The sequence below is a fragment of the Roseibium sp. 10G30-5 genome (assembly GCF_055809635.1).
In genome coordinates this window covers 1,610,375-1,630,000 of the sequence record NZ_CM147918.1, presented here as the reverse complement: position 1 = coordinate 1,630,000, position 19,626 = coordinate 1,610,375, and the positions used below count along the sequence as shown (strand labels likewise).

The following is a 19,626-nucleotide window of genomic DNA, read 5'->3' as shown; positions in this document are numbered from 1 at the left end:
GGATGCCTACAAACAGTTGGAGCCCAAGGTTTGTCCTGGGTGACAGCGTACCTTTTGTATAATGGGTCAGCGACTTAATTTAGCGAGCAAGCTTAAGCCGATAGGTGTATGCGTAGGGAAACCGAGTCTTAATAGGGCGTTTTAGTTCGTTGGATTAGACCCGAAACCGAGTGATCTAGCCATGACTAAGGTTGAAGGTGCGGTAACACGCACTGGAGGACCGAACCCACGCCTGTTGAAAAAGTCGGGGATGAGTTGTGGCTAGGGGTGAAAGGCCAATCAAACTCGGAAATAGCTGGTTCTCCGCGAAATCTATTTAGGTAGAGCGTCAGACGAATACTCTCGGGGGTAGAGCACTGGATGGGCTATGGGGGCTTACCGCCTTACTGATCCTAACCAAACTCCGAATACCGAGAAGTAGTATCTGGCAGACACACAGTGGGTGCTAACGTCCATTGTGGAGAGGGAAACAACCCTGACCGCCAGTTAAGGTCCCTAAGTTATGGCTAAGTGGGAAAGGATGTAGAACTCCCAAAACAACTAGGATGTTGGCTTAGAAGCAGCCATCATTTAAAGAAAGCGTAACAGCTCACTGGTCTAAATAAGGGGTTCCGCGCCGAAAATGTACCGGGGCTCAAGCCATACACCGAAACTGCGGGTGTGCACTTATGTGCATGCGGTAGCGGAGCGTTCTGTAAGTCTGCGAAGGGAGACCCGTGAGGGCTCTTGGAGATATCAGAAGTGCGAATGCTGACATGAGTAACGATAAAGGGTGTGAGAGACACCCTCGCCGAAAGTCCAAGGGTTCCTGCGCAACGCTAATCGGCGCAGGGTTAGTCGGCCCCTAAGGCGAGGCCGAAAGGCGTAGTCGATGGGAAACAGGTTAATATTCCTGTACTTGGTGGTAGTGACGGATGCCGTGTATCGTATTCCCTTATTGGATTGGGGATGCGGTGAAGGTGTTCCAGGAAATAGCTCCACCGCTATAAACCGTACCCGAAACCGACACAGGTGGACTGGTAGAGCATACCAAGGCGCTTGAGAGAACTGTGCTGAAGGAACTCGGCAAAATGCTCCCGTAAGTTCGCGAGAAGGGAGACCTCATGGTGGGCAACCATTGTGGGGTGGCACAGACCAGGGGGTGGCGACTGTTTATCAAAAACACAGGGCTCTGCGAAGTCGCAAGACGACGTATAGGGTCTGACGCCTGCCCGGTGCCGGAAGGTTAAGAGGAGGTGTGCAAGCTCCGAATTGAAGCCCCGGTAAACGGCGGCCGTAACTATAACGGTCCTAAGGTAGCGAAATTCCTTGTCGGGTAAGTTCCGACCTGCACGAATGGCGTAACGACTTCCCCGCTGTCTCCAGCACAGACTCAGTGAAATTGAATTCCCCGTGAAGATGCGGGGTTCCTGCGGTCAGACGGAAAGACCCCGTGCACCTTTACTACAGCTTCACACTGGTATTCGTGACGACATGTGTAGGATAGGTGGTAGACGTTGAAGCATTGGCGCCAGCTGATGTGGAGTCATCCTTGAAATACCACCCTTGTCGTTATGGATATCTAACCGCGGTACTACAATATCCGGGACCGTGTGTGGCGGGTAGTTTGACTGGGGCGGTCGCCTCCCAAATGGTAACGGAGGCGCGCGAAGGTGGGCTCAGAGCGGTCGGAAATCGCTCGTTGAGTGCAATGGCATAAGCCTGCCTGACTGCGAGACTGACAAGTCGAGCAGAGACGAAAGTCGGCCATAGTGATCCGGTGGTCCCTCGTGGAAGGGCCATCGCTCAACGGATAAAAGGTACGCCGGGGATAACAGGCTGATGATGCCCAAGAGTCCATATCGACGGCATTGTTTGGCACCTCGATGTCGACTCATCACATCCTGGGGCTGGAGCAGGTCCCAAGGGTTTGGCTGTTCGCCAATTAAAGTGGTACGTGAGTTGGGTTCAGAACGTCGCGAGACAGTTCGGTCCCTATCTGCCGTGGGTGTAGGAGAATTGAGAGGATCTGTCCCTAGTACGAGAGGACCGGGATGGACGTACCTCTGGTGGACCTGTTGTGGCGCCAGCCGCATTGCAGGGTAGCTATGTACGGAAGGGATAACCGCTGAAAGCATCTAAGCGGGAAACCCACCTCAAAACGAGTTCTCCCTGAAGAGCCGTGGAAGACCACCACGTCGATAGGAAGCGTGTGGAAGTGTGGCAACGCATGAAGCTTAGCTTTACTAATAGCTCGTTCGGCTTGATCCTCTCATTAGTCAATGTTCATCAAATCAACTGACCAGTTTTGCGAAAGTGCAAGGACAGACACACATCTGTTCAGGCCCTCTCAGGGATCCAGAATCCCAAACGCTCAAACCGCAAAACTCAAAACAGACCAGTTCTCGATATTTTCTGCGCTTCGCCGGCACTGGTGGCTCTAGCGGGGAGCCCCCACCCGATCCCGTCCCGAACTCGGCCGTGAAACTCCCCAGCGCCAATGGTACTGCATCTCAAGATGTGGGAGAGTAGGTCGCTGCTAAGGCCTGCAAAACGCAGAAAATAATCTCGGATACATAAAATAATAACGCGGGATGGAGCAGCCCGGTAGCTCGTCAGGCTCATAACCTGAAGGTCGCAGGTTCAAATCCTGCTCCCGCAACCAAATTATAACAAATATGATGAAATACACCCGCTACAAAAGCGGGTTGTTTGCGTTCAAAATTAAAAAAAATCAGAAACCTCGGCGCGAAATAGATCTGTGGCGTAGAGGATATCTGCGTGCCACGGAAAGTCTCCCTTTTAGAAACGCATTCTGTTTGCACGAAACCAATGCGCGGCTTAAGCCGTCACCTCGAACATGTCGTAGATGATGTTCTTCTGCGCATCGAAGGCCTTGTGACCCGGGATATACGGTTGTGGATCTGTATGCAGCACTGGTTTCCAGAGACAGTCGTTGGTCAAGCCTGCTAGAGCCGCTTTGAAAGCGTCGTCATAGAGGTCTTGGCGATGCGTGAAAAGCACCAGACCGCCCTTGCTGACAATCCGGCAGAACTCGCGCATCAGACCTGAAATATTATCGAGATAAGTTAATGTGCCAATGCATTGGGCGTGACCGAAGCTGTTGTCAGCAAACTCCAGCGGCTCGTTCATATTCTGCACTTTCAGTGTCTCGTAGCATCCCTTTTCCGCCGCGCGCTTCAGTGATTCCGGCGACAGATCGATGCCAGACACATGTGCGAACCCCGCGCGCGCTAACTCCAATCCTGTCAGACCTGTGCCGCATCCAGCATCCAGAACGGACTTCGATGGATCCGCGCCGTGTTTTGCCATCAATTTTGCCGCGACAGCCTGGCGCTTCATAGCCAAGATCAAGCAGGTCTTGCTCATAAGTTCTGGATCAGGTGTCATAGTAAACTTGCAGGTCCTGAGCCCGGGCCAAGGTCATGTTGGCGAGCGCTTCAGCCTCGCCGGAAATGCCTGAGGATGTTGTATAAGTCGGGGTGTCATCTGTCATTTGGCTCTCTCAGTCAGGTGCCTGAACAGAGTGCTCTGCGGTCAGAGCCCTCAACGACGCGCAAATCCGCGTAGGGGCCCGGAGACGGGCCATGGATTCGTCTCGCAAAACGAGAAATCTTCGCGTGGGTGGTCCTCTGAGGATAGCAAACCTAGGCGCTTCGTCAAATCTGTCAGTTCAGGTAGTGCATGGCGTGACGTGAGGATGTCTCCCACCGGCCGAAGATGAGGCAAATTTCTACGCCGCTCAGGAAACTGAAGACATGGCCGCGGAACTAACCGAAATCAGCCTCTAGCAAACCCGGGGCGGTTCAAGCGCTTGCATTCGGGTACTCTGCAAAATGTCCTGAAACATTCCGGTGTGATCGCCACAAGGGTAAAGGAGATACGTCGACGACGGGGACGGATCTCTTATGCATGGACTGCCGCACAATGGGTCATATCCATGCAATTGCAAAAATGCTGCGAATTTAGTCAAGTAACGATACTTTTTGCGACTTATCTCCGCAGGGCGACCCCTTGCTCGACGGGGAAAACTCGATCTATTCTTTGATCTAATCTTTTCATAAAGGTCCAACGGCGGGCCTGTCATCGCAAAGCTGCGGAGACGTGTAGTGGAGATTCCAAGTGGAATCAGGCTGCTCGTGTCCGCAGCTTTTTTTGTTTGTGGACCCCTTGCCGGGTCCTTGGCTGAGAGCGGGCAAGAATGGTGAGCGCGAGCGTTCGAGACATTTTGGAGATCGGCAATCAGGCTAGTGCCTTTCATCTGCAAATGAGCGGCATGTTGGATGCGCCACGGATGGAGGCTTCGCGATGAGTGAGACCCGCTCGGTGCGCAGCGCTTGTCCCTATTGCGGTGTCGGATGTGGTCTGGTGCTGGAGGTGGAGAAGGGGCGTATCCTACGCGTTCAAGGCGACAAGGATCATCCTGCCAACTTCGGCAGGCTCTGTACCAAAGGCAAAACGGCGCATGAGGCGATTGCAGCACCCGGGCGTCTGACAGGGGCCCTCATCCGTGAGAATCGCAGTGGTCCGCTTTGCGAACGGCCTATGGCTCAAGCCATACAGGAAACAGCGCGCCGCATAAGCGAGATTATCGATGTACACGGCCCGGATGCGATCGCACTTTACGTGTCAGGTCAGATGTCGCTGGAAGCGCAATATCTCAGCAACAAGTTGGTGAAGGGTTTTTTGCGCTCCCGCCATATCGAGTCTAATTCACGGTTGTGTATGGCCAGTGCCAGCACTGGATACAAGCTGTCCTTGGGAGCGGATGCGCCGCCGGGATCTTATGACGACTTCGAAAAGGCCGACCTGTTTCTGGTGATGGGAGCCAATATGGCTGACTGTCATCCGATCCTGTTTCTGCGGATGATGGACCGGGTGAAGCAAGGGGCGCGGCTGATCGTGATCGACCCGCGGCGCTCTGCGACCGCCGACAAGGCAGATTTGCACCTTGCCATAAAGCCTGGAACGGATTTGGCGCTGTTGAACGCATTGCTGCATGTCATTCATCGCCGGGGTGGTGTGGATATGACCTTCGTGCAGCGCTTCACGGAAGGCTGGGAGGATATGCCCGTCTTCCTGGCTGATTATGCGCCGGAAAAGGTGGCTGACATCATCGGGCTGAGTGTTGCAGAGATTGAGCAGGCCGCCGATATGATCTTGCTCTCGGGAGAGTTCATGACGCTTTGGACCATGGGTCTCAACCAGTCGGTGCAAGGGACTTTCAACACCAATGCCATTTGCAATCTGCATCTGGCCACAGGCCAGATCTGTCGGCCGGGAAGCGGGCCGTTTTCCTTGACCGGACAACCCAACGCCATGGGCGGGCGCGAGATGGGATATATGGGGGGCGGTCTTCCTGGCCAGCGCACCGCGTTGATGAAAGATGACCGGGCCTTCTGTGAAGATATATGGGGTTTGCCTACGGGCAGCCTGCGGGCCGATGCGGGGCTGGGCACGATTGGGCTGTTTCGCGCCATGCAAGCGGGAGATGTTCGAGCGCTCTGGGTAATTTGTACCAACCCGGTGGCCAGTGTAGCTGGACGCGATATTGTGATCGAGGCACTGAAAAAGGCAGATCTTGTTGTCGTTCAAGATATTTTTGGTCAAACCGAGACTGCTGCCTACGCCGATATCCTGCTGCCTGCGGCCACGAGTTTTGAAGCCGACGGTGTGATGGTCAATTCCGAGCGTAACATGGTACTAACGCAAAAGGCGGTAGAGGCTCCAGGCGACGCTTTGCCGGATTGGAAGATCGTTGCTGATGTTGCCTGTGCACTGGGGTTCGAGTCGGCTTTTACCTATTCCAGTGCTGCTGAAGTTTTTGATGAACTGGCGCGCTTTGCCAATCCGCAGACAGGCTACGATATTTCGGGTGTCAGCCACGACCGACTGCCGCCAGGGCTCGGTGCAATGGCCGGCCCCGGACATGGCGCAGAAGGAGGGCAACGGCAATGTCGGAGTAAGTCCCGGTATGGCGCTTCGTGCACCAATTCGCTATCGGACGCTTGAGGGGGAGGTGCGCTTTGCCACGGTCAATGGAAAGGCGAAATTCTGGCCTCGCCCGCATATGAATGCGGGCGAGGCGCCGGATGCCGATTATCCCTTCATCTTCAACACGGGTCGCTTGCAGCACCAGTGGCATACCATGACGAAAACCAGAAAGGTCCCTGTGCTGAACAAGCTCAACTCAGGACCTTTTGTGGAGGTGAACCCGCGCGATGCCACGGCGCTTGACCTTCGTAAGGGCGACAGTGTGGCCATCACCTCACGCCGTGGACGTGCGGTGCTCTCGGTGGAAATCACGGACCGGGTTCAGGAAGGAAGCCTTTTCGCGCCCTTCCACTGGAACGATGTTTTTGGTGAAGATCTTTGCGTCAATGCCACCACGGATCCTGCGACCGATCCGATCTCGCTACAGCATAGGGTTCAAGGTCACTGCCGTCTCCGTAGAAAAAAAATCGGCCAAGACACTGATTGGAAAAGATCTTCTAGGTGGGGCGTTGATGCCCCTTAAACCGGAACTGGCCAGTATCGCAAAGGCGATCAATCTGGGCGACCTCTCACCACTCGATCTGGATGAAACAGCTTTGCGGTGGCTGTCGGGCTATCTCGCGGGACTGGATTTCAGGCGTGATCTTCTGACGATGCCACCGCAACTGCCGGAGACCGCACCGCTTTCAAACCCGGCAAAACTTGTGCTGAATGGTCTGCTGGCTGGTATCTATCCGCAGGCGACCAGAGCACCAGTCGCTGCTTCTGGTCCAGCCGTGCAGGCAGATCTTGCTGTTTTCTTTGCTTCTCAGACTGGTACGGCCGAGACACTGGCGGAGCGGGTTACCGCGACCATGCGTGACCAACGACATTCAGTGCTTCTTCAGTCGTTGGATGATGTGGACCCGGCCTCTCTTGCCGGATTGAAAGCGGCCCTTTTTGTCGTCAGCACCTTTGGCGATGGCGATCCACCCGACAACGGCTCAACGTTTTGGGATCAGCTGAGGGCTGACCGGATGACCAATCTTTCGGGCCTCTCGTTTCAGGTCATAGGGCTTGGCGATAGCACCTACGCACAGTTCTGTGGCTTTGGCCGCAAGCTGGACGAGCAACTGGGAGAAGCAGGCGCTAAACGGCTTGGTGATTTCATCGCCTGCGATGTGGGTGAGGAAGATGCAGGAGAAGCAAAAGTGCTTGCAGGCCTTGCTGCCTTTCTTGGCGAAAATATTTTTGAAAAAGAAGGCACACATATCAAAAGCGCTGCACAGGCGTCTGGCATCAGAAGCAGTTCACCAACCCATGTCGCCCGTCTCCACATTAACACTCGCCTCAGTGGAGACGGAGCTGGGGACAAGGACGTTCGCCAATTCGGCTTTATCATTCCACCTGATATGATGTACGAAGCAGGTGATGCTCTTAGCATTCATGCGACCAATTGTCCGGATCTTGTCGATGACCTTGTCGCTGCCATGCGGTGGTCCCCTGAAACGACGGTGCAGGTTTCCGGTCAGGCCGTGCCGCTTGTCGAAGCCTTGCTGACCCAGCTGGAAATTGCGCGACCGACTGCCGGTTTTTGAAGTGGTGGGCGGATGTCGCCCGTCATGAAGAGCTTGCTACTCTGCTGGCTGCGGAAGATCGTCCGGCGCTGGAGCGTTGGCTTTGGGGACGCCAGATCGTGGACCTGGTGTTACAGACTTCAGCTCGTGTCAATGCGCAAGACTTCGTCGACAATCTGCGCAAGCTTCAACCGCGGCTCTACTCTATCGCGTCCAGCGCCAGACTGATGCCTCGTGAGGTTCATTTGACCGTCTCCGTCCTGCGACATGCGCACCATGGGGTGCTGCGCAAAGGTGTTGCGTCCACCTTTCTGGCGGACCGAGCGAACGCATGCGACGTGAAAATGAAAGTTCAGCAGCAGACGCATTTCCGTCTTCCTGAGGATACCTCAGTGCCGATCATCATGATCGGACCGGGAACAGGTATCGCGCCGTTCCGCGGTTTCTTGCAAGAGCGGCAGGCCACAGGTGCTATGGGGCGCAATTGGCTGTTCTTCGGAGAACAGCACCGAGAAACCGGTTTCTATTATCGGCAGGAATTGGAGCAGTGGCAGAGAGCGGGCCTGCTGAATGATCTTGAGACGGCGTTTTCACGGGATCAAGCTGAAAAAATCTATGTTCAGCATCGTATGTTGGAGCGTGGTCGTGATCTCTGGGCATGGCTGGAGGAGGGCGCACATATCTATGTGTGTGGTGACGGCAGTCGCATGGCAAAGGATGTGGATGCGGCGCTTTTGGCGATTGCGCAGAAATACGGCGGGAAATCAAGCGATGATGCCGCTAATTTCATCAAGTATCTGGCTGCGGATCGCCGATACTGTCGCGACGTTTATTGATCTGATTGTATTGCGGGACGTGTCAGCCTGACCATGAACAAGAACGATCTCACAGTCCTTGTAATCGATGAAAACAACATTCGTGCTTCCATCATCAGGCAGGGACTGACGGAAGCCGGTGTTGAAAGCGTCTATGTCATTTACGAGTTGACGGGAGTGGCGCGCGAAATCGAGAGGATCGATCCGGATGTGATTGTGATCGATCTGGAAAACCCAAACCGCGATATGCTGGAAAATCTCTTTCAGCTTTCCCGTTCCATCCAACGACCTATCGCCATGTTTGTCGACCATTCAGAAGCGGGCATGATCGAGGCTGCGATCGATGCCGGGGTCTCGGCGTACATCGTGGATGGTATGCGTCAAGAACGAGTGAGGCCCATTCTGGATGTGGCGATCAGCCGGTTCAACGCTTTCAATCGTATGTCGCGTGAACTGGAAGAAGTCCGTTTCGAGTTGGAAAACCGCAAGACTGTCGAGCGGGCAAAAGGAATTTTGATGACGTCTCGCGGACTGAACGAGGACGAGGCGTATCAACTGTTACGCAAGACAGCTATGAACCAGAATCGCAAGATCGCAGACGTTGCGCAGGGGCTGGTTATGGCTGCTGGTATGTTGCAGGGGTAAGATGATGATCATGGAAGCAGACATTGCTCTGGGGTTCATTCCGCTTCTCGATGCAGCGATCCTTATCGCTGCGGTTGAGAAAGGGTTTACGCAGGAAGAGCAGATCGCCGTCAAACTGGTGCGTGAGGTTTACTGGGCCAATATTCGCGATCGCATTGCCGTCGGGCATTTTCAGGCCGCCCATATGCTGGCTCCCATGCCGATTAGCAGTAATCTCGCTCTCGCTCCATTGGCACGCGACCTTATTGCTCCCATGGCGCTCGGTCTTGGTGGCAACGCGGTTTCCGTATCGAATGCCCTGCACGATGAGATGGCAGAGTACGGACTTCAGCCTAATCTGGATCCGATTGATGCCGGTCGCGCGCTCAAGGCCGTTATTAAGCGGCGCCAGAAGAACAGTCAGCCGAAACTGACTTTTGCCGTCGTGCATGCGTTTTCGGGCCATAACTATGAGCTGCGATACTGGATGGCGGGATGCGGCATTCACCCGGACGAGGACGTCGAGATTGTCATTGTGCCGCCGCCGCTTATGCCGGACGCCTTCAGCAAGGGCCGGATTGATGGCTGTTGTGTCGGTGAACCCTGGAACACCGTGGCGGTGGAACAGGGTCTTGCCCGCCTTGTAACCGTCAAGTCCAAGATCTGGCGCAACAGCCCGGAAAAGGTGCTGGGTGTTTCAGCCGAATGGGCGCAAGACCATCCGCAGCAACTGGATGCGCTGCTGCGTGCACTTTATCGCTCGGCGCAATGGTGTGGAGCCGTTGAAAACCATGAAGAACTTGCGGTCCTCCTGGCGCATCCGCAGTGGCTAGGCGTGCCACCTGGAGCATTGATGCCAGCTCTCAGCGGTCATTTGCATGTGGCCGCCGGGGTGGCGCATCAGGTCGATGACTTCTTCGTGCTGAACCGCACCGCAGCAACCTTTCCTTGGCAGAGCCATGCTCTGTGGTTCTACAGCCAGATGGTGCGATGGGGTCATTGCAGCCATTCGCCCGAAAATGTCCTCAAGGTCAAGCAGAGCTATCGTCCGGATCTCTACCGACGTGCGCTCAACTCGCTGTCAGTGCCCATTCCCGGCGCCAATCTCAAGGTCGAAGGCGCTCTTGGTCGCCCTCAATCCGTCGGTGCGACGGGTGGTATTCTGGAGCTTGGCCCGGATGGCTTCTTCGATAAGCAGATGTTTGATCCGGATCATCTGAAAAACTATCTGGAGTTGCAGTCACAACTGAAGGAGGAAGCCTCCTTCGAGGGGTGATTATTTTTTAGCCTCAATCGTCGACTTCAGCGAGAGGAAATGCTTATTTTAATGCAAGATATTGATAATAAATAATTTTTTATTTTTTTAATTGGCTAAAATCTTGTCTTTGCATTTGGTATTTTTTTTGGGACTTTAATAAAAGAAAGAGCGCCCAACGAAGGGGGTTCCTTGGCAAGGCTGCCTGATCAACCGTTTCTCGTCTGCGCGAGAACCACGGGTTGTTCGGCGGCCTTTTTTTGTTTTCGCACATCAGATCCATACGAGTACAGGCCGCAGACGTGTTGCTGTCTGGGGCACAGGAACCTTGGGAGAGGGTCATGAAGGTAACCAGACGTCGTTTGTTGCAGAGCTGCTCCATGCTGCTGGCCAGCTCGGCTATTTTTACGGGATTGGGACCATTCTCTGCCAAAGCAGATATGTTGGATGTCGAAAAGGACGAACTGAAGTTCGGCTTCATCAAACTTACTGATATGGCACCATTGGCCATCGCAGTTGAAAAAGGCTTCTTTGAAGATGAAGGTCTTTACGTCACGCTGGAAGCGCAGGCCAACTGGAAGGTGTTGCTGGACCGCGTGATCACTGGTGAGCTGGATGGAGCGCACATGCTGGCGGGTCAACCACTGGCTGCGACCATTGGCTATGGAACAAAGGCCAACATCGTGACGCCGTTCTCGATGGATCTGAACGGGAACGCCATCACCGTCTCCAATAAGGTCTGGAACATGATGAAGCCGCATCTGAAGATGCAGGCTGACGGAAGGCCGCAGCATCCGATTTCGGCAGTGGCGCTGAAACCGGTCGTCGAGCAGTTCAGGGCCGATGGCAAGTCCTTCAACATGGGCATGGTGTTTCCGGTCTCCACTCACAACTATGAACTGCGGTACTGGCTTGCCGCAGGGGACTGAACCCAGGTTTCTATTCTCCGGATGATGTATCCGGTCAGATCCAGGCCGACGTACTGCTGTCCGTAACACCACCGCCGCAGATGCCCTCTACCCTCGAGGCTGGCACCATCTCCGGTTACTGCGTGGGCGAGCCATGGAATCAGCAGGCCGTCTTCATGGGCATCGGTGTTCCGGTCATCACCGACTATGAGATCTGGAAAGACAACCCGGAAAAGGTCTTTGGTCTGACGGAAGACTTCACCCAGAAGTATCCGAATACCACTCTGGCGCTGACCAAGGCGCTGATCCGTGCCGCCATGTGGCTGGATGCAGACAACAACGCCAACCGTGTTGAAGCCGTGAAGATCCTGTCGCGTCCGGAATATGTGGGCGCGGATGAAAAGGTCATCGCCAACTCCATGACGGGCACCTTCGAGTATGAGAAGGGCGACAAGCGCTCTATTCCGGACTTCAACGTCTTCTTCCGCTACTTCGCCACCTACCCCTATTACTCGGATGCCGTCTGGTATCTCACGCAGATGCGCCGCTGGGGTCAGCTTCCGCAAGCCAAGACCGATGACTGGTACGCAGATGCAGCCAAGTCCGTCTACAAGCCGGCCATTTATCTGAAGGCCGCACAGATGCTGGTGGATGAGGGCAAGGCCCACAAGGAAGACTTCCCTGGCAGACCGATGGCTATCGCAAGCCGACGTCCGCCTTCATCGACGGCATCGCTTACGATGGTCGCAAGCCGAATGCCTACATCGATGCGCTGAAGATTGGGCTCAAGGACAAGCAGGTGGTGCGCGATGCCAAGGTCGTGACCGACTGACGGGATGAACGCTGGTCTGTCGATACGCGCAGATCAACAGGCTGACCTCAATTTCACGAACCGGGCCGGATGGCCTTCATTCCTGACTGTCGAACTATTTTGAAAAGGACGATGCCATGACGAATGTGACTGACAGTCTGCCGACCGGCAACGCAGAGCGTCAGGCCCGCAAGGAGCAACGTTTCCAGTGGGTCAACAAGGCAGTTGCATGGTTGAACGCTCTTGGGTTTGGCTGGATGACGCCGATCCTGAAGATCATTGTGGGCGATAATGTCTCCGAGCAGCTACACGAGCTGAAACGGGTTCTGGTCATCCCGCTTGTGGGCATTTTGATTTTCCTGGCCGCATGGGCATCGCTGGCTCCGCGTGTTCACACTTCGCTCGGAGCCATTCCGGGACCGGTCGCCGTCTGGCAGCAGGCCGAAGGCTTGTGGCAGGACCATTGGGCCGAGCGTCAGAAGGCCACAGCGTTCTACGAGCGCCAGAAGGAGCGCAATGCAAAGCTGACCGCGGCTGGAAAGCAAGATCGGGTCAAGTGGCGCACCTATATCGGCCGCCCAACCTACATCGATCAGATCGTCACCTCGCTGATGACTGTCGGCCTTGGTTTTCTGATCGGGACGGTCATTGCCGTTCCTCTTGGCATTGCCTGTGGGTTGTCGCGGACCATCAACAGCGCGTTCAATCCTCTGATCCAGATATTCAAGCCGGTGTCGCCACTGGCGTGGTTGCCCATCGTGACGATGATTGTCTCGGCGCTTTATGCTCACCCCTTTGAGCTGATGCCGAAGTCAATGGTCATTTCCGCCGTCACTGTCACCCTGTGTTCGCTCTGGCCAACGCTGATCAATACTGCCTTTGGTGTGGCCTCGATTGATAGCGATCTTTTCAACGTGAGCAAGGTCCTTCAGCTTTCCACCTGGACCACTATCCGCAAACTGGTGTTGCCGTCTGCTTTGCCGCTCATCTTTGCCGGTCTGCGGTTGTCGCTCGGTGTTGGCTGGATGGTTCTGATCGCTGCGGAAATGCTGGCGCAAAATCCAGGGCTCGGCAAATTCGTCTGGGACGAATTTCAAAACGGTTCATCCAATTCGTTGGCCCGTATCATGGTTGCTGTTTTTACCATTGGTCTTATTGGCTTCTTCCTTGACCGGGTGATGCTGGCATTGCAGTCCGCCTTTACCTACTCCTCCAGCCGGTGAGGAACGCAAAATGAGCACGATCGTCGAATTAAAAAGCGTCTCCAAGGCTTACGGTACAGGCCCTCAGTACAATTCGATTCTGTCGGATATCAATCTCGAAGTCGGGGAGGGTGAATTCATCGCCATTCTCGGGTTCTCCGGAGCAGGCAAGTCGACATTGATCTCTCTCTGGCAGGGTTGTCGGCGGTGGATCAGGGAGAGGTGCTGTTCAAGGGTCAGAAGGTAGAAGGTCCGGCACCTGAGCGTGGCGTTGTCTTCCAGAATTACGCCCTCATGCCTTGGCTGTCAGTTCAGGCGAATGTTGCACTGGCTGTTGATGCCGTTCACAAGACGAAGTCGAAGACAGAGCGCGCGGAACTCGTCACCCATTACGTCGACATGGTTGGTCTGGCTCATGCCCGCGATCGCAAACCTGCCGAACTCTCTGGCGGTATGCGCCAGCGCGTATCAGTGGCCCGTGCCCTTGCCATGCAGCCGGACATTCTGCTGCTGGACGAACCGCTGTCGGCGCTCGACGCCCTGACGCGCTCCAAGCTGCAGGACGAATTCGCTGCCATTTCGCAGGCCGAGAAGAAGACGATCATTTTGGTTACCAACGATGTGGATGAGGCCATTCTGCTGGCTGATCGCATCGTGCCGCTGACGCCGGGCCCGAATGCGACCTTTGGTCCGTCTTTCAAGGTGAATCTGCCGCATCCGCGGGAACGCGCCGAGATGAACGACAACGAGGAGTTCATCCGCATCCGCAATCAGGTGACCCAGTATCTGATTGGCCTCGGCGCACAGAGCAAGGCGGCTCAGGATCCCCGCCGAGATCCTGCCCAACGTCGTGCCGATGGAGCTGCGTGCGAAAAGGATCTTACCTGCAGCCTATGCCGAGAAAGCCGGATCTCCGATCAACAAGGGTTATGTCGAGTTTTCCCAGGTCACCAAGACCTATCCGACTCCGAAAGGCCCGCTGACGGTCGTAGACGGCTTCGACCTGAAGATGCGCAAGGGCGAGTTCATCTCGGTCATCGGCCATTCCGGCTGCGGCAAGTCCACTGTCCTGTCGATGGTCGCAGGCCTTAATCCAATCACTTCAGGTGGGATCATTCTGGATGGTCGCGAAGTTGCGGGAGCAGGACCTGACCGGGCTGTTGTCTTTCAGGCTCCCTCGCTTTTGCCTTGGCTGACCGCGCGCGAGAATGTCGCCCTTGGAGTGGATCGCGTTTATCCGAAGGCGAGCCCGACAGAGCGCAAGGACGTGGTGGAATATTATCTGGAACGTGTTGGTCTCGGCGATGCCATGCACCGCCGTGCCGCTGACCTTTCCAATGGCATGAAGCAGCGTGTCGGCATTGCCCGTGCCTTTGCTCTGTCACCCAAGCTTCTGCTGCTCGACGAACCCTTTGGCATGCTCGACAGCCTGACACGCTGGGAACTTCAGGAGGTGTTGATGGAAGTCTGGTCGCGTACCAAGGTGACGGCCATTTGCGTCACCCATGACGTCGACGAGGCGATCCTGCTGGCTGACCGAGTGGTGATGATGTCCAATGGACCTCACGCTGGGATCGGCAACATCATGGATGTCGATCTGCCACGCCCCCGGTCGCGTAAAGAGTTGCTTAACCATCCTGACTACTACGCCTATCGCGCAGAACTGCTGGAGTTTCTGGAAGCTTATGAGGGCGGAGCGAACCCGGATGAAGCACAACTGGCCGCCATTCGTCAGAAACGCGCCGAACGTGTTGCGCGTCAGTCCCTGAATTCTGTTCCTGCAGCGGAGTAAGACCATGGTCCAGGAAAAGAGAAAGCTCGTTATTATTGGCAATGGCATGGCGCCGGGCCGGATGCTCGAAGAGCTCTTTGATACGTCCCCAGATCTTTACGATGTCACGATTTTTAACGCCGAACCGCGTGTGAACTACGACCGCATCATGCTGTCGCCCGTGCTTTCCGGCGAGAAGACTTACGAGGACATCATCATTCATGATGATGTCTGGTACGCAGAGCATGGCGTGACGTTGCATCGTGGCGAGAAGGTGGTCGCCATTGATCGCGATGCCAAGTTCGTGACCTCAGAGGGTGGCATCACGGTCGCTTATGACAAGCTTGTCATTGCGACAGGGTCGTCGCCCTTTATCATTCCGGTGCCTGGACATGAACTGTCGGGTGTTCTGGCCTATCGTGATCTGGATGATGTGATCAGCATGCTGGAGATCGCTAAACAGGGCGGTCGTGCTGTTGTCATCGGTGGAGGCCTTCTTGGTCTTGAAGCTGCTTATGGACTGAAGCAGCGTGGCATGGACGTTACCGTTCTGCACTTGATGCCGACAATCATGGAACGCCAACTGGACCCGGCTGCGGCTTATCTTCTGGAAAAGGCGCTCGACGAGCGTGGCATCGAGATCATCACCAAGGCCAACACCAAGCGCATTCTTGGGGATGCGCAGGTGGAGGGCGTCGAACTGGAGGACGGCCGCATCATCGATGCCACAATGGTGGTCATGGCTGTCGGCATCCGTCCGGCATCCGGTCTGGCGAAAGACGCGGGTCTGGACGTCAATCGCGGCATCGTGGTTGATGACGGCATGGCCACATCAGACCCGGATATTTTTGCACTTGGTGAGTGTGCCGAACATCGCGGCACCTGCTATGGCCTCGTGGCTCCGCTTTATGAAAGTGCTCGTGTTCTGGCAACTCGCCTAAGCGGTGGGGAGGGCGTTTACAAGGGCTCGCAGGTGAACACCAAGTTGAAGGTGACCGGCGTTAATCTCTTCTCTGCGGGTGATTTTGCGGAAGGTCCTGACCGTGAGGAAATTGTTCTGCGCGATGCCACGCGTGGCGTCTATAAGCGTGTCATTCTGAAGGATGACAAGATTATCGGGACCGTGCTTTACGGAGATACGGCGGATGGTGCCTGGTATTTCGACATGCTGAAGCGCGGCACCGACGTCAGTGAGCTGCGAGAGACGCTGATCTACGGCCAGATGTATCAAGGCGGTGGCGAAGCCCTGGATCCGGCAGCTGCCGTTGCCGCTCTGCCCGATGATGCGGAGATCTGCGGTTGTAATGGTGTCTGCAAGAGCAAGATCGTCTCGTCGATCAAGGACAAGGGTCTGACCTCGCTTGATGATGTCCGGGCCCACACCAAGGCTTCGGCCTCCTGTGGATCCTGCACAGGCACTGGTTGAACAGCTGATGTCACTGACCTTGGGTGATGCCTACAATCCGGCTGCCGTTCAGCCGGTCTGCGGCTGCACCGATCTTGGCCACGATGACGTACGTCGACTGATCCGCGCCAAGGAACTGAAGACAATCCCGGCAGTGATGCAGGAGCTGGAGTGGAAGACTTCCTGCGGCTGTGCAAAGTGCCGTCCGGCACTGAACTATTACTTGGTCAGCGACTGGCCGGGCGAATACGCCGATGACTATCAGTCCCGTTTCATCAACGAGCGTGTGCATGCCAACATCCAGAAAGATGGCACCTATTCCGTGGTGCCGCGGATGTGGGGTGGCGTGACGTCCTCGAAAGAGCTGCGTGCCATTGCTGATGTGGTCGACAAGTTCGACATCCCGATGGTCAAGTGTACTGGCGGACAGCGCATCGACATGCTGGGGATCAAGAAGGATGACCTGCCTGCCGTATGGGCCGACCTCGGCGAAGCTGGTTTTGTGTCCGGTCAAGCCTATGCCAAGGGCCTGCGCACGGTCAAAACCTGTGTCGGTTCGGATTGGTGCCGCTTTGGTACGCAGGACTCCACCGGTCTTGGTATCCGTCTGGAACGCTTTATGTGGGGATCGTGGACGCCTGCCAAAGTCAAGCTGGCGGTCTCCGGCTGCCCGCGCAATTGCGCTGAAGCCACGTGCAAGGATGTCGGAGTGATCTGCGTAGACTCCGGCTTCGAGATCCATTTTGCCGGGGCGGCTGGCCTAGATATCAAGGGAACTGAAGTTCTGGGGCTGGTCAAGACTGAGGATGAGGCGTTGGAGCATATCGTTGCCCTGACCCAGATGTATCGTGAACAGGCGCGGTATCTGGAACGCATTTACAAGTGGGCCAAGCGGATCGGTTACGACGAAGTTCGCCGTCAGATCATGGATGATACGGAACGCCGCAAGGCCTATTTTGACCGATTTGTTGAAAGCCAGAAGTATGCCCAGGTCGATCCGTGGTCGGAACGTGTCTCGGGCAAGGACAAGCATGAGTTCAAGCCCATGGCCGTGGTCGGCGTGGCAGAACCGGCAGAGTGAAGAGAGGGCCTATGACTGAATTTGTCTCTATTGGATCTCTTGACGAGATCCCGGTACGCGGCGCGCGGTGTCTGAAGACGCCGCACGGCAAGGTGGCGGTGTTTCGAACTGCGACTGACGAGGTCTTCGCAATTGAGGACCGCTGCCCGCATAAGGGTGGCCCGCTGTCTGATGGTATTGTGCATGGCAACGCTGTCACCTGTCCGCTGCATAATTGGGTCTTCTCGTTGGAAACAGGCAAGGCCTTTGGTCCAGATGAAGGTGAAGTGCGCCGCTGGTCGTTGAAGGTTCTGGATGGCCAGCTCTGGATCGATCTGTCGAGCTTCGCAATTGTGGCCGAATAAGCTCTTCGTTGCCTGCTGGATACACGGTGATCCCATTAGTACGACCTGTTCATTTCCTTGAGTTTATCGGCCCTTGCCGCGCAAACTGATGACCTGAAAGCGGAGAATAACAATGGCAGTCAAAACAAAGCTCAAGCCGCTCTCTCTCCCACGTCGTATGGAGGACTTATCGGTCCTGCCGGTATTCTTCAACCTCCGCGATAAGCGGGTTCTGATGGTGGGCGGGAGTGAAGCGGCAGCCTGGAAAACCGAACTTCTGCTGGCATCAGGTGCAATGGTTCATCTCTTTACGGATGACCTTTCAGAGGACATGCAGGCGCTGATGCCACACGAAAGATTGCATCTGGCCGGTCAGCACTGGCAATCGGTGGATCTTTCCGGGTTTCAGTTGGCTATTGGGGATATCGAGAGAGACGAGGATGCTGCCATTTTCATGCAGCATATCCGGGCGTATGGATTGCCTGTCAATGTCATCGATAAACCTGCCTTCTGCTCATTCCAGTTCGGCTCTATCGTAAATCGGTCTCCAGTCGTTATCAGCATCTCCACTGATGGAGCAGCCCCCATACTGGGGCAGGCCATACGCCGACGCATCGAAACACTGCTTCCGGTCACCCTTTCTGCCATAGGCAGGCTCGCAGCTCGACTTCGTGCGCGCGTCTGTGATCGCCTTTCTCCGGGCACACCGCGCCGACTGTTCTGGGAACACTTTGTTGACCGGACCTTTTCCGGTACGAAAGCTCCTGATTACCTGGAGGAAACAATACTTCTGGACGAAGCGGATAGTCTTACCGCAACACCAGCTCTTGGTTCCGTAACGTTGGTGGGCGCAGGCCCAGGTGATCCTGAACTTCTGACGCTGAAGGCAATGCGTGCGCTGCAAAGCGCAGATGTCATTCTGTTTGATAATCTCGTTTCGGCAGAGGTGCTGGAAATGGCGCGGCGTGAAGCAAAGCGTATGTTGGTCGGAAAGCGAGGCGGACGCGAGAGCTGCTGCCAGGAAGACATTAATGCCATGATGCTGCGCTTTGCCCGTGACGGAAAGCGCGTGGTGCGGCTGAAGTCCGGGGATCCGTCTGTTTTCGGACGCTCGGGAGAGGAGGTCGCCTATCTGGAAGATGCGGGTATCCCGGTCTCCATCGTACCGGGCATAACCGCAGCCAGCGCATTGGCAGCAAACTTGAAGACCTCATTGACTCATCGCGATTGCGCGCAATCCGTACGATTTGTCACGGGTCATTCCCGCAAGGGTGTGCTTCCCGACACGTTGGACTGGCAAGCTGTGGCTGATCCATCCACCAGTACGATTTTTTATATGGGCGGGCGCACGGCAGGAGAAATCCAGTCGCGCTTGATGCAACATGGCCTCTTGCCTGAAACCTCTGTGGTCGTGGCTTCCAATGTCAGCCGGGATGGACAGACTATGTGGCAAGGAAAACTCGGTGAATTGGGCGACGCCATGGCTCGCATTGGCTATGAGCATCCGGTGCTGATCGGTATCGGTCAGGTCTTTGCCAAGCGTTCGACACCGTCAGATTGCATACGGCCGAAATCCCCAAATCACGGGGTCCCTTCGTCCAGATCCCTGCTCTTTTCCGCGACTGGGTGAGTGGCTTTTTGGGCTGTCTTCGCCTCCCTTCTAGCGGAGTGTATTGCCAAGTCGGGCATCGAACTCCATGTCGCCCTTCGGACGACAGCGGCCATGGGAAGACAGATGCCTCGTAGAGTATCGTTTCCCGATCGTCTCGTTGAGAGCTGTTTTGTGCCATTTTCTCTCAGAAAATGATTGATCTGGTGGCTTTTTGCTGTGAACAGGGCGTTTGACATCCTCTTGAACGGCCGCAATGTCTGGCTTCTTGT

At 55.5% G+C, this 19,626-nt stretch carries 11 protein-coding genes, 1 tRNA gene, 2 rRNA genes and 3 pseudogenes (1 of these 17 running past the window's edge); 16 read left to right on the top strand and 1 reads right to left on the bottom strand.

Annotation, left to right across the window (positions count from 1 at the left end):
- From AC0L7U_RS08220 to AC0L7U_RS08210, 3 genes are all read left to right on the top strand, one after another.
- Positions 1-2,250, top strand: a 23S ribosomal RNA gene (locus tag AC0L7U_RS08220) (it extends 487 nt beyond the left edge of the window).
- Between the two features lie 159 nt (positions 2,251-2,409).
- A 5S ribosomal RNA gene (gene rrf / locus AC0L7U_RS08215) occupies positions 2,410-2,524 on the top strand.
- A gap of 43 nt (positions 2,525-2,567) precedes the next feature.
- Positions 2,568-2,644 (top strand) — tRNA-Met (locus AC0L7U_RS08210).
- A gap of 176 nt (positions 2,645-2,820) precedes the next feature.
- Here AC0L7U_RS08210 and AC0L7U_RS08205 read toward each other — a convergent pair.
- Positions 2,821-3,312 (bottom strand): class I SAM-dependent DNA methyltransferase, encoded by a 492-nt coding sequence (locus AC0L7U_RS08205; RefSeq protein ID WP_473695222.1) that lies wholly within the window; start codon positions 3,310-3,312, stop codon positions 2,821-2,823.
- Positions 3,313-4,308: 996 nt separating this feature from the next.
- Between AC0L7U_RS08205 and AC0L7U_RS08200 the strand changes: the two genes are divergently transcribed.
- The 13 genes and pseudogenes from AC0L7U_RS08200 to cysG all read left to right on the top strand — a co-directional run bounded on the left by AC0L7U_RS08200 (position 4,309) and on the right by cysG (position 19,375).
- Positions 4,309-6,012 (top strand): molybdopterin-dependent oxidoreductase, encoded by a 1,704-nt coding sequence (locus AC0L7U_RS08200; protein WP_473695220.1) that lies wholly within the window; start codon positions 4,309-4,311, stop codon positions 6,010-6,012.
- Positions 5,975-6,517, top strand: a complete 543-nt coding sequence (locus AC0L7U_RS08195) for a molybdopterin oxidoreductase family protein (RefSeq protein WP_473695218.1) — start codon at positions 5,975-5,977, stop codon at positions 6,515-6,517. Before AC0L7U_RS08200 ends, AC0L7U_RS08195 begins: the two co-directional genes overlap by 38 nt.
- Positions 6,507-7,571, top strand: a complete 1,065-nt coding sequence (locus AC0L7U_RS08190; protein ID WP_473695217.1) for a flavodoxin domain-containing protein — start codon at positions 6,507-6,509, stop codon at positions 7,569-7,571. Before AC0L7U_RS08195 ends, AC0L7U_RS08190 begins: the two co-directional genes overlap by 11 nt.
- Positions 7,568-8,386: a diflavin oxidoreductase gene (locus tag AC0L7U_RS08185; protein WP_473695215.1), complete on the top strand. Its 819-nt coding sequence runs from the start codon at positions 7,568-7,570 to the stop codon at positions 8,384-8,386. The genes AC0L7U_RS08190 and AC0L7U_RS08185 overlap by 4 nt, the downstream gene beginning before the upstream one ends.
- 33 nt (positions 8,387-8,419) lie before the next feature.
- A complete protein-coding gene (locus tag AC0L7U_RS08180; RefSeq protein WP_473695213.1) occupies positions 8,420-9,010 on the top strand; it encodes an ANTAR domain-containing response regulator in 591 nt (196 codons plus the stop codon).
- A gap of 10 nt (positions 9,011-9,020) precedes the next feature.
- The gene (locus AC0L7U_RS08175) at positions 9,021-10,265 is read left to right on the top strand and encodes a CmpA/NrtA family ABC transporter substrate-binding protein (protein WP_473695211.1); all 1,245 of its coding nucleotides are present in this window, start codon (positions 9,021-9,023) and stop codon (positions 10,263-10,265) included.
- A 359-nt stretch (positions 10,266-10,624) separates the two neighbouring features.
- Positions 10,625-11,984: pseudogene (locus tag AC0L7U_RS08170) on the top strand (CmpA/NrtA family ABC transporter substrate-binding protein).
- A gap of 116 nt (positions 11,985-12,100) precedes the next feature.
- A complete protein-coding gene (locus AC0L7U_RS08165) occupies positions 12,101-13,186 on the top strand; it encodes an ABC transporter permease (RefSeq protein WP_473695209.1) in 1,086 nt (361 codons plus the stop codon).
- Between the two features lie 10 nt (positions 13,187-13,196).
- A pseudogene (locus AC0L7U_RS08160) lies at positions 13,197-14,257 on the top strand (ABC transporter ATP-binding protein).
- The gene (locus tag AC0L7U_RS08155) at positions 14,175-14,957 is read left to right on the top strand and encodes an ABC transporter ATP-binding protein (RefSeq protein ID WP_473695207.1); all 783 of its coding nucleotides are present in this window, start codon (positions 14,175-14,177) and stop codon (positions 14,955-14,957) included. The pseudogene AC0L7U_RS08160 and the gene AC0L7U_RS08155 overlap by 83 nt, the downstream one beginning before the upstream one ends.
- 4 nt (positions 14,958-14,961) lie before the next feature.
- Positions 14,962-17,422, top strand: a pseudogene (nirB, locus tag AC0L7U_RS08150) (nitrite reductase large subunit NirB).
- A gap of 11 nt (positions 17,423-17,433) precedes the next feature.
- Positions 17,434-17,766, top strand: coding sequence for a nitrite reductase small subunit NirD (gene nirD / locus AC0L7U_RS08145; protein WP_473695205.1), 333 nt, complete (start codon positions 17,434-17,436; stop codon positions 17,764-17,766).
- A 112-nt stretch (positions 17,767-17,878) separates the two neighbouring features.
- Positions 17,879-19,375 (top strand): siroheme synthase CysG, encoded by a 1,497-nt coding sequence (gene cysG, locus AC0L7U_RS08140; protein WP_473695203.1) that lies wholly within the window; start codon positions 17,879-17,881, stop codon positions 19,373-19,375.
- Positions 19,376-19,626 lie beyond the last annotated feature (251 nt).